Source organism: Stappia sediminis (genome assembly GCF_009826895.1).
GTDB classification, from domain to species: Bacteria; Pseudomonadota; Alphaproteobacteria; order Rhizobiales; family Stappiaceae; genus Hongsoonwoonella; species Hongsoonwoonella sediminis.
This window is the reverse complement of record NZ_WUMV01000008.1, coordinates 180231-192127: the sequence shown is the minus strand read 5'-3', so window position 1 is coordinate 192127 and position 11897 is coordinate 180231. Positions and strand designations below refer to the sequence as shown.

Annotated in this window: 13 protein-coding genes and 1 tRNA gene; 3 read left to right on the top strand and 11 right to left on the bottom strand. The window is 61.7% G+C overall.

Annotated elements, in window-relative coordinates:
* Positions 1-20: 20 nt before the first annotated feature.
* From proB to GR183_RS17320, 6 genes are all read right to left on the bottom strand, one after another.
* Positions 21-1169, bottom strand: coding sequence for a glutamate 5-kinase (gene proB, locus GR183_RS17345; protein WP_208999899.1), 1149 nt, complete (start codon positions 1167-1169; stop codon positions 21-23).
* An 11-nt stretch (positions 1170-1180) separates the two neighbouring features.
* Complete coding sequence (gene obgE, locus GR183_RS17340; protein ID WP_160776935.1) at positions 1181-2224, bottom strand: GTPase ObgE; 1044 nt, start codon at positions 2222-2224, stop codon at positions 1181-1183.
* Positions 2221-2766 (bottom strand): GNAT family N-acetyltransferase, encoded by a 546-nt coding sequence (locus tag GR183_RS17335; protein WP_208999898.1) that lies wholly within the window; start codon positions 2764-2766, stop codon positions 2221-2223. The genes obgE and GR183_RS17335 overlap by 4 nt, the downstream gene beginning before the upstream one ends.
* Positions 2767-3031: 265 nt before the next feature.
* Complete coding sequence (locus tag GR183_RS17330) at positions 3032-3637, bottom strand: GNAT family N-acetyltransferase (protein ID WP_160776933.1); 606 nt, start codon at positions 3635-3637, stop codon at positions 3032-3034.
* Between the two features lie 135 nt (positions 3638-3772).
* Positions 3773-4042, bottom strand: a complete 270-nt coding sequence (gene rpmA / locus GR183_RS17325; protein WP_160776932.1) for a 50S ribosomal protein L27 — start codon at positions 4040-4042, stop codon at positions 3773-3775.
* Between the two features lie 53 nt (positions 4043-4095).
* Positions 4096-4752: a 50S ribosomal protein L21 gene (locus tag GR183_RS17320; protein WP_160776931.1), complete on the bottom strand. Its 657-nt coding sequence runs from the start codon at positions 4750-4752 to the stop codon at positions 4096-4098.
* A 577-nt stretch (positions 4753-5329) separates the two neighbouring features.
* On the opposite strand from GR183_RS17320, the gene GR183_RS17315 reads away from it, so the two are divergent.
* A tRNA-Ser gene (locus GR183_RS17315) sits at positions 5330-5419 on the top strand.
* 321 nt (positions 5420-5740) lie between these two features.
* Here GR183_RS17315 and ligD (GR183_RS17310) read toward each other — a convergent pair.
* The 4 genes from ligD (GR183_RS17310) to GR183_RS22210 are packed head-to-tail and all read right to left on the bottom strand — an operon-like array spanning position 5741 to position 8394.
* Positions 5741-6631 (bottom strand): non-homologous end-joining DNA ligase, encoded by an 891-nt coding sequence (ligD, locus tag GR183_RS17310; RefSeq protein ID WP_208999897.1) that lies wholly within the window; start codon positions 6629-6631, stop codon positions 5741-5743.
* On the bottom strand, positions 6628-7623 hold the full coding sequence (ligD, locus tag GR183_RS17305; protein WP_160776929.1) for a non-homologous end-joining DNA ligase: 996 nt from the start codon (positions 7621-7623) through the stop codon (positions 6628-6630). Before ligD (GR183_RS17305) ends, ligD (GR183_RS17310) begins: the two co-directional genes overlap by 4 nt.
* Entirely contained in the window at positions 7620-8213 is a 594-nt protein-coding gene (locus GR183_RS17300; protein WP_202396169.1) for a DNA polymerase ligase N-terminal domain-containing protein, read from the bottom strand. The genes ligD (GR183_RS17305) and GR183_RS17300 overlap by 4 nt, the downstream gene beginning before the upstream one ends.
* A gap of 49 nt (positions 8214-8262) precedes the next feature.
* Positions 8263-8394, bottom strand: coding sequence for a hypothetical protein (locus GR183_RS22210; RefSeq protein ID WP_260513919.1), 132 nt, complete (start codon positions 8392-8394; stop codon positions 8263-8265).
* Between the two features lie 263 nt (positions 8395-8657).
* On the opposite strand from GR183_RS22210, the gene GR183_RS17295 reads away from it, so the two are divergent.
* Both GR183_RS17295 and GR183_RS17290 read left to right on the top strand, forming a co-directional pair.
* Complete coding sequence (locus GR183_RS17295; protein WP_160776928.1) at positions 8658-9983, top strand: SCP2 sterol-binding domain-containing protein; 1326 nt, start codon at positions 8658-8660, stop codon at positions 9981-9983.
* A gap of 3 nt (positions 9984-9986) precedes the next feature.
* Positions 9987-10502 carry a winged helix-turn-helix transcriptional regulator gene (locus GR183_RS17290; protein WP_160776927.1) on the top strand — a complete coding sequence of 172 codons (516 nt, stop codon included), beginning with the start codon at positions 9987-9989 and terminating at the stop codon, positions 10500-10502.
* A gap of 34 nt (positions 10503-10536) precedes the next feature.
* Here GR183_RS17290 and GR183_RS17285 read toward each other — a convergent pair whose 3' ends face one another.
* Entirely contained in the window at positions 10537-11787 is a 1251-nt protein-coding gene (locus tag GR183_RS17285; RefSeq protein ID WP_160776926.1) for a Zn-dependent hydrolase, read from the bottom strand.
* Between the last annotated feature and the right edge of the window lie 110 nt (positions 11788-11897).

Sequence of the window (11897 nt, the reverse complement as noted above, 5' to 3'; positions counted from 1 at the left end):
TCGTATCGTTCTTTTATGGCTTACATGTTTCTTTCCGCGGCCGCGCCGTCAAGCACCAGATCGTCCCGGTGGATCATCTCCGCGCGACCGGCATAGCCCAGGATCGTCTCGATCTCGCGGCTGTTGCGGCCCAGGATCAGGCTTGCTTCCGGAAAGTCATAGGCAACGAGCCCGCGCCCGATGAGACGTCCCGCATCATCCATGAGGCGCACGGCGTCGCCCCGCGAAAAATCGCCGTCAATCGCTTTCACACCAGCCGGCAGCAGGCTCTTGCCGCCCAAAAGAGCACGTACGGCACCTGCATCGAGGTGTAGCGTGCCGCGTGTCTCCAGATGCCCTCCGATCCAGGCCTTGCGGGCCGAACCGGGGGTGGAGGAGGCGAGAAACCATGTCGCGCGGGCATCATTGTCGATCGCGGTCAAAGGGTTCAGGCGTTTACCGCTCGCAATCGCCATCACCGTGCCCGCCGAGGTGGCGATCTTGGCGGCCTCGATCTTCGTCTTCATGCCGCCGCGCGACAGTTCGGACCCGGCGGAGCCCGCCATGGCTTCGATTTCTTCGGTGACGACCGGTACGACGGGAATGAACAATGCATCCGGGTCGCTTGCCGGCGGGGCGGTGTAAAGCCCGTCGACATCGGACAGCAGCACGAGGCACTCGGCACTCACCATCGTTGCGACGCGCGCGGCAAGCCGGTCGTTGTCGCCGTAGCGGATTTCCGAAGTCGCCACGGTGTCGTTCTCGTTTACGATCGGGATTGCGCCGAATTTCAAAAGCGTCGAAATGGTTTCGCGCGCGTTGAGGTAGCGCCGTCGTTCTTCCGTATCGCCCAGGGTGAGCAGGATCTGGCCGGCCGTCATCCCGCGTGTGCCGAGGCTTTCGGAATAGGCGCGCGACAGCGAAATCTGCCCGACGGAGGCCGCCGCCTGGGCCTGTTCAAGTTTCAGCGGCCCCTTGGGCAGGCGGAGGACGCCTCGCCCGAGTGCGATGGAACCGGACGAAACGACGACGATTTCGGCGCCTCCCCGGGACAGCTCTTGAAGATCGTCGGCAAGGGATTCCAGCCATTCGCGCTTGAGACGGCCGTTGTCGACCAGAAGCGACGAGCCGATCTTCACGACGATGCGCCTGAAATCGGCAAGATGCATGGGAGTGGCGGTCGTGGTCATGCCGTCACGCCTCAAGGCCGCCAGGGCTCTTCGGATTTGGAGGGAACCTGATTTGCCTCCACCTCCTTGTCGCGGTCGATCGCGCGGACCATCATGCGCAACGTCCGGTCGATGTTCTCGCGGCTGGCGGAGGAAAGCACGACGGGCTTCTGCCCGCAGGCTGCTTCCAGCGCCTTAGCCTTTTCCTCCCGGACTTCCGGCGTCAGCGCGTCGGCCTTGGATAGGGCGACGATTTCCGGCTTGTCTGTCAGCCCGTGGCCATAGGCCTCCAGTTCGCCGCGCACGACCTTGTAGGCGTGCCCCGGGTCTTCGTCCGTTCCGTCGACGAGATGCAGGAGCACGCGCGTGCGCTCCACATGACCGAGAAAACGGTCACCTAACCCCACACCGTCATGCGCGCCTTCTATGAGGCCCGGAATGTCGGCCAGAACGAAGCCCCGCCCGTCGATCTCCACGACGCCGAGATTGGGGTGCAGCGTGGTGAAAGGATAATCGGCGATCTTCGGTTTGGCGGCGGAAACAGCGGCAAGAAAGGTGGATTTTCCGGCATTGGGAAGCCCCACAAGGCCAGCATCGGCGATGAGTTTCAGCCTGAGCCAGATCCATTTTTCCTCGCCGGAAAGCCCGGGATTGGCATGGCGCGGCGCCTGGTTCGTCGAGGATTTGAAATGCGAATTGCCGAAACCGCCATTGCCGCCCTTCAAAAGCAGGAAACGCTGGCCGGGCGTCGTCAGGTCCGCGATCGGCGTTTCGTTGTCCTCTTCCAGGATTTCGGTGCCGACGGGAACGCGCAAGACCACGTCCTCGCCCTTGCCCCCTGTGCGGTTGCGGCCCATGCCATGCGTGCCGGTATTCGCCTTGAAGTGCTGATGGTAGCGATAGTCGATCAGGGTATTCAGCCCCTCGACGCATTCGACCCACACATCGCCGCCGCGCCCGCCGTCGCCGCCGTCCGGTCCGCCGAACTCGATATATTTCTCACGGCGAAAGGAAACGCATCCGGCACCGCCGTCGCCGGAACGCACATAGATTTTCGCCTGATCGAGAAACTTCATTCCACCAGCTCTTTTTCCGTTTCCCGCTCGGTCGCTTCTTGCGTCGTCGTCAGGAAGGTGTTTCGTTCAAGGCGAAGCACGAGCGAAGGCATCGCGCCGCCCCTGGCTTGCGAGGCGCAGCTTCCGCTGGCCGTCTCTTCAAAGCCGAGTTTGCGCAGCACTGCTAAAGAGGCCGGATTTTCCGTCATGGCCTCCGCTTCCACCGCGTCCGTGTCGAAGCTCGAAAACAGCCAAGTCAGTGCCGCATGCGCCGCTTCGCTCATATAGCCCCGGCCCCAGAAAGGCCGGCCAAGCCAATAGCCGATCCGGGGTGTCTCCCGCAACTTCCCAAACGATACGGCGCCGATGAGGCCGGTTCTGTCGTCGATCGCGAAAGCCTGCTCGTCCTTTCCGTCGGTCGCTCGGATGTGCGCAAGCCATTCGACGGCGTGGCGCCGCTCGTAAGGGTGCGGCACGACGGCCAGCATCTTCGACACTTCGAAGTCACCTGCCAGTTCCACCAACCGGTCGATATCGCTCTCGTCCGGGGTGCGCAGGGTCAATCGCGCAGTCCTTAAAATATCCGTCATGATGCATATCTCTTATCAAATTCATTGCCTTCAAGGCGCGTCGTAAGTTTCCAGATCACTTCGTCTCGGGCCTTCGAATATCTTCTACACCGGCTCATGGAGATGAAGCCAATCTTCTCAGCCATCTTCCTGGATCGGGCGACCTCGAGGTCGCGCCTGCCAAGGCGTTCTATCGCCTCGGCATCCACTTCGGAAGGGGGGCGCAAAACGAGGTCACGGGCCATGAGTTCCGGCAACCTCACGATGCGCGAGCCCACTTCTTCAGGGCTTCCCAGGTGCTGCGTTCCAGGTAGAAACGCTCGACCGAGACGGCGCCGCCCGCTGCCCGCGACTGGATCATGCTCTGGTCGCGATACTGGAAGCCGCATTTCACCAGAACCCGACGCGAGCTTGGGTTGACGATCCGGATCGCGCCTTCAAGCCGGGAAACCGGCGTTTTAGTGAAAACGTGATCGATCAGCGTTTGGGCTGCTTCCGTCGCATATCCCTTGCCCTGGAACGGCTCGCCGATCCAATAGCCGAGGTGGTACTCCCCCGTCTCCTCGAACGCGCCGAAGCCGGCGGCTCCGATGAAACGGCCGGTCGATTTCAGCCTGACGGCGAATTTTGCCCACCGCGGACCGTTGCTCTGCGAACGCGCCACCATTTCGCGCGCGTCGTCGAGGCCAAAGGGATGCGGCATGGTCGCCAGCATCGAGGCGATCTTCCGGTTGTTGGCCAGATAGACGATATCGGCGAGATCGTCGTTGCGCGGCATGTCAAGGCACAGGCGCCCGGTTTCCTGCGGCGTCAAGGCCGCATCCGGACTTCTTTCCTCACTGTCTTCCTTCAGATCGGCAACCATTTTGTCCTCCCGGCGGATGGCTAAAAGAAAAAGGGGAGATGGCGTCCCATCTCCCCTTGATCTCTCTGGATCGCGCCGGTTTTCAAAACCGTCCGGGTCGATGAGACGCCGGCGGTTTCAAAGGACACGTCGGCGTTACTCCGCGGCTGCCATTACCGGGAGTACGTTGATAAAGATTCGGCCATTCGTTTTCTGCTGGAAGGCCACCTTGCCCTCCACCGTGGCGAAGATCGTGTGATCCTTGCCCATGCCGACGCCCGTTCCCGGATGCCACTTCGTGCCGCGCTGGCGGGCGATGATGTTGCCCGGAATCACGTGCTCGCCGCCGTATTTCTTGACGCCGAGGCGGCGGCCTGCGGAATCGCGGCCGTTGCGGGACGAACCACCTGCTTTTTTATGTGCCATGACGAAACTCCTCGTCCGATTTCTTCAGTTCAGGCTCTCAAGGGCGCAAGCAATTACTTGCCTGCCAGCTCCTTGGCCTGATCGATCCAGTTTTCGCGCTCGATGCGGCCCTTGAAGCTCAGGGCCTCGTCGACGCGGGCGATGTCATCGGCCGTGAAGGCGGCGATCTGCGCATAGGTCGTGATGCCGAGCGCGTTCAGCTTGCCTTCGAGAACCGGTCCGACGCCGCCGATCTTCTTCAGATCGTCCTTTTCGCCTTCCGGCGCGGTGAAGAGGACCGGAAGTTCGGCCTCTGCCTTCTCTTCCTTCGCCGCAGCCGGCTTCTTGTCTTCCTTCTCGGCCTCGGCCTTTTTCGGCTCGGCCTTCTTCGCCTTGGCCTTGGCCGCCGGCTTGGCGCCGTCCGTCAGGATGTCGGTGATCTTGACGAGCGTGAAAGCCTGGCGATGGCCGTTGCGGCGGCGCGAATTCTGGCGACGACGCTTCTTGAAGACGATGATCTTGCGGTTGCGTCCCTGTTCCACGACTTCAGCGACGACGGTCGCGCCGTCGACGGTCGGGGAACCGATCGTGGTGTCAGCGCCGTTGCCGACCATGAGGACTTCGTCGAAAACGACGGAATCGCCGGCTTCCGCCGGCATCTTCTCGACCTTCAGGAGGTCGTCTGCGGCAACGGTGTATTGCTTGCCGCCGGTCTTGATCACTGCGAACATGTCTCGCACGTCCTTCTTTTCGTTTTTCCGCTTGCCCGGCGGATTGCCGGACCGGCTTCGTTCGTATCCTTCGGCGCCCTTGCCGCGCTTCGATTTCGCGCGGGCCGGGACTTGTCGGTACCGGGCCTGTTTTTCTGCCCGGGCGTTCTTGCCGCGCCGCGGTTTGCGGCCGGGATGCCCCTCAAATGCAAGACCCCCGCAAAGGCGGGCGCGTCTGCATCGACGAAGGGTTGGAGAGCCTCGGATTACGACGTGGAAGGAACCGTTCCCTCAACGAAGCGCGTGGACTATACGGATTGGCGTGGCAAAGTCAATCGATGAGGGCGGCATATCGTGCCAATTTCGTTAGAGTTGCTGCCATCATCGCTCGATCGTGCCGTGATGCGCTTTCAGCGCCGCGTACCGCCCCCCGTTTGCGGGAGGTCCGCACTAAGCAAGCGCCATCGTTTGGCAGTGGATGAATTCGCACTTCGGCGGGGCTTTTCCACCCCTGCGGAAAACCGTTGCCACCCCCCTTGTTAAGTGCAATCCGCTTGGCTATGTTCCGCGCCACCTGAGGCCAAGTACAGCCCAATGCGGAGAGGTGCCGGAGTGGTCGAACGGGGCGGTCTCGAAAACCGTTGAGCGCGCAAGCGTTCCGAGGGTTCGAATCCCTCTCTCTCCGCCATTTTCCCGAAAACGCATTCCTGCCGGCAAGTTGCCGGTTTAAAGAACCTTCATTCGCTGCGTCCCGAAAAGATGCGGTGGAAACCGCTGATCTCGGCATTGCAGGACCTTGAAAGGGAACGCCTCTTCCGGCGGACCGGGCAGAGCCCTGCACGGGCACGCGACAACTTGTCAAACGTTGTGCAAGGTGTCATCTGCGCCGAAAAGCCGGAACGAGGATGGATAGCGGATATCCGGATGGGAATTTTCCGCAATGTGAATTCACGCAATATGAATCGGTAGTGCTACGCCGTTTCCGAGTTCGCGTGATGTCACGCTACGGCTAGCCTGCAAGGCTGCGGGCGTCGACCGCGTGATCGTCTATGTCGTGCCAGGGGTCTTCTGTCTGGCCGAGCCGGCGGAAGATGGTCTTGAGGTTATATTTTCGCGGCGACATGTCCGCTGAAAGCGCTTCGTCCCACTCCACAGGCGTCGCCACGGGTGCGCCCGGCCTTGCGCGCACCGCATAGGGTGCCACGAATGTCTGGCCGTAGGCTGTGCGGAACGTGTCGATCAAAACCCGGTCGCCGCGTTGCGCCTTTCGCTGTTGCGTCGTGGCGAGATCGGGAAGGGCCCGTGCCACGCTTTCGGCGAAGCCTCGCATGAACCGCCTCAGCGGGTCGAATCCGGCCGTCCGGCGTAGTGCGACCACAATATGGAGGCCGCGCGATCCCGTGGTCTGAACGAAACTCGTGATCTTTCCCGCGTCGAGCCTGTCTCGAATGGCGCCCGCTACCTCCTGAACCCTGGAAAAATCGTCGTCCGGGGGATCGAGGTCGAAGACAAGCCGGTCAGGCCGCTCGGGCCGGTCCGCGCGGGCCACGCCGAGATGCGGTGTGATACAGCCCTGATCCGCCAGATATACCAGCGCGGCGGCGGAATGCGCCAGCACATGACGCACCGTTCCGTCTTCCTTGGCTATCTCCGCGCGGTCGATCCAGTCCGGGAAATATTCGGGCGCATGCTTCTGGAAGAAGCCATCCTCCGCGATCCCGTCGGGAAAGCGCTGCATCGTCAGCGGACGGTCGCGGTAATGCGGCAGGGCGATCTTCGCGATGCGGGCGTAATAGTCGGCGAGACCGCTCTTCGTGATCCCGTCTTCGGGAAACAGCACCTTGTCGGGGTTCGAAACCTCGACGCTGTGTCCGTCGAGCTCGTAGGCCTTGGCGGTCAAGATGGTCTCTCCCTGACCACATCTTCGGCCGCCTTGTCCCTCCGCAATCCCAGAAAGCGGGGGTGGCGCAGCTTGCCGTGATCCGTCCATTCGGTGAAACCGATTTCCGCGACAAGGTCCGGCCGGACCCACATGGCGCCGGCTTCGCCGGGTGCGGGCTTGAAAGGCGAGGTGTCGCGCCGCCGCTCTTCAAGGCGTTCATGAAATTCTTCAAGGAAGGCATCGTCGAAGCCGGTGCCGACCTTGCCGGCGTAGCGCAGCATGCCATCCTCATAGTAGCCGAGCAGCAGGGCGCCGAATCCGGTGCGCTTGCCCTTGGGCGGCGTGAAGCCGCCGATGACAAGTTCCTGTCCTTTGGCGCATTTGAACTTCAGCCAGTCGTGCGAGCGCCCGTGGCGGTAAGGCGCATCCGCGCGCTTCGCGATCACTCCTTCCCAGCCTTTCTCGCAGGCCATCCGGAAATACTTTTCGCCCGCCTCGTTCCGGTGCGGCGTATAGCGAAGCGGGTCGTGGAAGTGCAAGGCCTGTTTCAGCAGGTGTTTGCGTCGTCGCAGCGGCAGGCCTTCAACGTTACGCCCACTGATATGCAGGAGGTCGAACAGGTAGAAAAAGACGGGAATACCGGAAGCGCGAGCGTCCGCCGGATTCTTGATCTGCATGCGCTTCTGGAGGCGCGCGAAGCTCGTCACTTTTCCCTCGAAGGCCACGACTTCGCCGTCGGCGACGAAGTCCTGCGCGGGCTGACGTGTGAGGGCTTCGGCCAGGTCGGGATAGGTGGCGGAGACATCCTTGCGGTTTCTCGTCAGGAGGCGGATATTTTCACCTTCCCGGAAGACGAGGATGCGTTCTCCGTCGAATTTTCGCTCGAAGATCCAGTCGGGTTTCGAAAACCTTTCCTCCGTCAGAACCGCAAGCATGGGCGCGCGCCATTCGGGGTGAGCCGCGGCCTCCGCGCCCTCGATAGCCTTTGCCGGAAAGTCTTTCGCCGTCATGAGCTATCCTTTTTGCCATCGGCGATTTCCTCGAGCGTCCGGCCGCTGACGACGGATTCGGGCTCGGTGGAAACCGGGTTGCGGCGGGCGTCGGCCTCATCGTCATCCATCTTCACCAGAAGCCAGTGCCCCTTGTCGTCATCGATGCGCTGGAGCGCATATCCGCCCGCAAGCTTTTCGCCTTTCAGCCGGAAAAGCGCATGACCGCTGGCCAGCGCCTCGTCCATCGGCCTGCGGTCGCCGTCCTTGCGGGTGATGTTCTCGTAGGTGCCGCGGTCCCAGATCAGCACGGTGCCGCCGCCGTATTCCTCCTTGGGGATGGTGCCCTCGAATTCGGCGTACTCCAGCGGGTGGTCTTCGGTCTCGATCGCCAGCCGCTTTTCAGATGGGTCGGTCGACGGCCCCTTGGGCACCGCCCAGCTTTTGAGGACGCCATTCACCTCCAGGCGGAAGTCATAGTGCAGCGTGCTTGCATCGTGCTTCTGGATCACGAAAATCGGGTTTTTACCCGACGATCCAGACGAACCTCGCGGCTCGCCGCTTTTGGCGAGATCTCGCTTTCGTCGGTAGTCGCTGATCGACATCGTCATCATCTTCCGCCGAACGAGGGGCGTCGAACCGGTAACTCGGACTTTGCTTTTATTCCGCGATGGACCTGACCCTGCGATTGAGCGCGAAGGATGCCATGTCGTCAAGCTGACGGAAGACGGGCTGCTGGCGAAGGCTCCGTCCGTCGCCGACACGGCGCAACTCCCGATAGGTATTCGGCACGGGATACGCGGCGAGGTAGGCATTTATGGCGACGGCGTAAATATCGCTGTGCGGCTGAAGGTCTCGCGGAGCTCGAAGGCCTGGTGAATCCGTACTGCAATTCGACCAGGCAAATTCAGGCAGAAGATCCCGAAGCCGCCCGTTCCCGGCAAGGGCGCATCGGCGTTCGCGGCATTCTCAAGCCCGGCGCAACCGCGCGCAAGCGCTTGCGTGAATGTGTATTGGCATGTAACTATTATAATAATAGTTACTGGAGACGCGACATGGCCGCAAAACAGCATCCAACGATCCTGAAGCTTCAAGAGGCGCCACCCGCGCAGCCGGTGCGTGCGGTCAAGGCGGAATGGCTGAAGGCGCTTGCGCTTGAGCACGGGGCGGATGACGTAGGTCTTGTCGAGGTGGGGCGCGAGGCGATCGCCGATCAGGAACCCTACATCCAGCAGGTGTTCCCGAAGGCGAAGACGCTGCTTTCTTTCATGGTGCGCATGAACCGGGAGCCGGTGCGAGCCCCTGCGCGTTCCGTCGCCAACCAGGAATTCCACGCCGTCTATGATGACGTGAACGAGACGGCGCGGGCGATCGTCCGCGCGCTGGACGAGGCGGGCGTTTCGGCCTGCAATGCCGTTGCCGCCTTCCCGATGGAAGTTCAGCTTCCCGGCCGCGGCTGGCTCGTCGCGCATAAGCCCGTCGCGGTGGAAGCAGGCCTCGGCCACATCGGCCTTCACCGCAGCGTCATTCATCCGAAGTTCGGCAGTTTCGTGCTTCTGGGGACGATCCTCATCGAAGCCGAGGTCGATGCCTACGACCATCCGATCGAATACAACCCCTGTCTCGAATGCCGGTTGTGCGTTGCCGCGTGTCCCGTCGGCGCGATAAGTCCCGACGGCAAGTTCGACTTCCTGAACTGCTACACCCATAACTACCGGGATTTTCTGGGAAATTTCACGGACTGGGTGGATGCTGTCGTGGATTCCAAATCCATGAAGCAGTACCGGGAGCGCTTCACTGATGGCGAGACGGCTTCGCTCTGGCAGTCGCTCTCCTTCAAGCCTGGCTACAAGGCGGCCTATTGCATCGCCGTTTGCCCCGCCGGCGAGGAGGTTGCCAATCCCTTTCTTCAGGATCGCCCCGGTTACGTCGAGGAGATCGTCAAGCCGCTGACGGAGAAATTGGAAACGGTTTACGTGCTTCCCGGTTCGGATGCGGAAAAGCATGTCGAGCGGCGCTTTCCGGGCAAAACGGCGAAACATGTGCGCCGATCGACAAGGATCGGTAACGTGCGGACGTTCCTTGCCTATCTGCCGATCACATTTCAGCGTGGCCGCTCGAAAGGGCTTTCAGCGGTCTATCACTGGACGTTTTCCGGAAAGGAGAAGGTCGAAGCGACGATCACGGTCAAGGACGGGACGATCGACGTGAAAAACGGCCATCTTGGTGAGGCTGACGTACGGGTTTTCGCGGATTCCGACACTTGGGTGAAAATTCTCAACCGAGAGTATAAGATGGTGCCGGCCATCATCCTGCGAAAGGTGCGTGTGAAAGGATCGATGGATCTGTTCCGTGCGTTTGGCAGATGCTTTCCGAGGTGAAAGATGCGATCAAAAAGTTTCAAGGGAATGGCCTGCTCGATCGCCGGCGCGCTTGAGGCAATCGGCGACCGCTGGGCCTTTCTCATCCTGCGTGACCTGTCGCTCGGCCTTTCGCGCTATGACGAATTCCAGGCATCGACCGGCATTCCGCCGAACACCCTTTCCGACCGGCTGAAAGCGCTTCAGGCAAACGGCCTTGTCGAGCGCAGGCAATATAACGAGCGCCCGCCGCGCTTTGAATATGTGCTGAGCGATAAGGGCAGGGATCTATGGCTCGTAAATATCGCGTTGCTGCAGTGGGGCGACAGGTGGGATGCAAGCGGCAAAGGGGCGCCGCCCGTGGAACTCTACGACATTGAGACGGGGCGCCGGCCGGTTCTTGCCATGATCGATCCCGTGACTGGCGAAACCGTTCCGCGCCGGCGCATCGCCGCGCGTGCGGGGAAGGGCGCAGACGGCGTCGGGCGCTGGCGTGTCGATGCCCAAAAGGCGGGAGAAATGGAAACGGCTGAAGGCTGACGCAGCGTTTCGAACAGGCGTTGCCTGGGGCGCGTCAGTTCGTCTCGCAGCTCAACCGGACAAGGGCGTTCAGCACCAGTTGTGCGCCCTTTTCGATATCCGCCCAGTCGGTCCATTCTTCCGGGGCGTGGCTGATGCCGTTTCGGCTCGGCACGAAGACCAGCGCCGACGGGCAGAGCGACTGCATGGTCTGTGCATCATGCCCGGCACCCGATGGCATGGATTGCGCGGCAAGCCCAAGCGCCTTGGCCTCTTCGCCAAGCAGTTTTTCAAGTCGGCCGTCGAGCGCCACCGGGGCCAGCCAGCTTTTCGTCTCGACGGTGTGGCCAAGGCCATGGCGTCTCGCTGCCGATTCGATGCTTGCCCTGACGGCGTCCGTCAATGCCTGCATGATGCTCTCATCCGTGTCGCGAATGATGATGGTGAACTCCGCGATGCCCGGTATCGTGTGCGGAAAGTTGGGTTCCAGGTCGACCTTCCCGATCGTGATGCGGGACTGGTCGGTGCCGATCGTTTCGATCAGAGACGGAATATCCGCCGCGACATCGGCAAGTCCCCTGAAGGCGTCCGCACGCATGTCCATCGGCGTCGTGCCGGAATGGTTGGCGCGACCTTCCATGCGAGCCGCGATATAGCTTACGCCCGAAACGGAATGGGCGATGCCGATCGGCGTGCCGCCCGCCTCCAGAACGGGCCCCTGTTCGATGTGCAGTTCCACGAAGGCCTTGATGGTTCCTGCAGGCCTTGCGGCATCGAGCACCGCATAAGGGTCCAGCCCCTGTGCGCGCATCGCAGCGGCTAGAGTTTCGCCAGTGGCGTCCGTTGCCTGGTCGATCCATTGGCGCGTGACTTTGCCGGTGATGGCTTGCGAACCGAGCATGCCGCCGAAGCGGCCTTCCTCTTCCGCCGTCGCCACGGCCTCGACGGCTATTGCCGGGGTGATGCCCGCATCGCGCATCGCGCGCAAGGCTTCCCATGCGACTGCGACCCCAAGCGCGCCATCGAAGGCGCCGCCTTCCGGAACGGTATCGAGATGCGATCCGCTCATTACGCAAGGGCCTTCCGCCGGCCCGTAGCGCACGAAGACATTCGCCGCCGCATCGCGGCGCACCTTGAAGCCGTCGGTGCGCGCTTCCTCCTCGAACCAGCGCCTGACGGCCATATCCGCATCCGAAAACCCTTGCCGGTTATAGCCGCCGGTTTGCGGGTTGTGACCGAACGCATTTATCCCGTCGAGGGTTTTGCGCAAGCGCGCGCCATCGATGGCCGGGCGAAGAGAGGGCATTATTCCACCTGAATTTCCAATGTCTTGTCCGGGCGTTGCCCTTTTTTCGTGCCGCGCCCGCCTAAAATTGATTATGATAAAAACTTGCTATTGCGCAAATTATTTTCATT

What these genes read in the sequence shown, in the direction of transcription:
- ligD (WP_160776929.1), bottom strand. Translation starts at nt 7,623, where the DNA reads ATGACGGCGAAAGACTTTCCGGCAAAGGCTATCGAGGGCGCGGAGGCC.
- GR183_RS17300 (WP_202396169.1), bottom strand. Translation starts at nt 8,213, where the DNA reads ATGACGATGTCGATCAGCGACTACCGACGAAAGCGAGATCTCGCCAAA.
- obgE (WP_160776935.1), bottom strand. Translation starts at nt 2,224, where the DNA reads ATGAAGTTTCTCGATCAGGCGAAAATCTATGTGCGTTCCGGCGACGGC.
- GR183_RS17285 (WP_160776926.1), bottom strand. Translation starts at nt 11,787, where the DNA reads ATGCCCTCTCTTCGCCCGGCCATCGATGGCGCGCGCTTGCGCAAAACC.
- GR183_RS17320 (WP_160776931.1), bottom strand. Translation starts at nt 4,752, where the DNA reads ATGTTCGCAGTGATCAAGACCGGCGGCAAGCAATACACCGTTGCCGCA.
- proB (WP_208999899.1), bottom strand. Translation starts at nt 1,169, where the DNA reads ATGACCACGACCGCCACTCCCATGCATCTTGCCGATTTCAGGCGCATC.
- GR183_RS17295 (WP_160776928.1), top strand. Translation starts at nt 8,658, where the DNA reads ATGGCCGCAAAACAGCATCCAACGATCCTGAAGCTTCAAGAGGCGCCA.
- GR183_RS17290 (WP_160776927.1), top strand. Translation starts at nt 9,987, where the DNA reads ATGCGATCAAAAAGTTTCAAGGGAATGGCCTGCTCGATCGCCGGCGCG.
- GR183_RS17330 (WP_160776933.1), bottom strand. Translation starts at nt 3,637, where the DNA reads ATGGTTGCCGATCTGAAGGAAGACAGTGAGGAAAGAAGTCCGGATGCG.
- rpmA (WP_160776932.1), bottom strand. Translation starts at nt 4,042, where the DNA reads ATGGCACATAAAAAAGCAGGTGGTTCGTCCCGCAACGGCCGCGATTCC.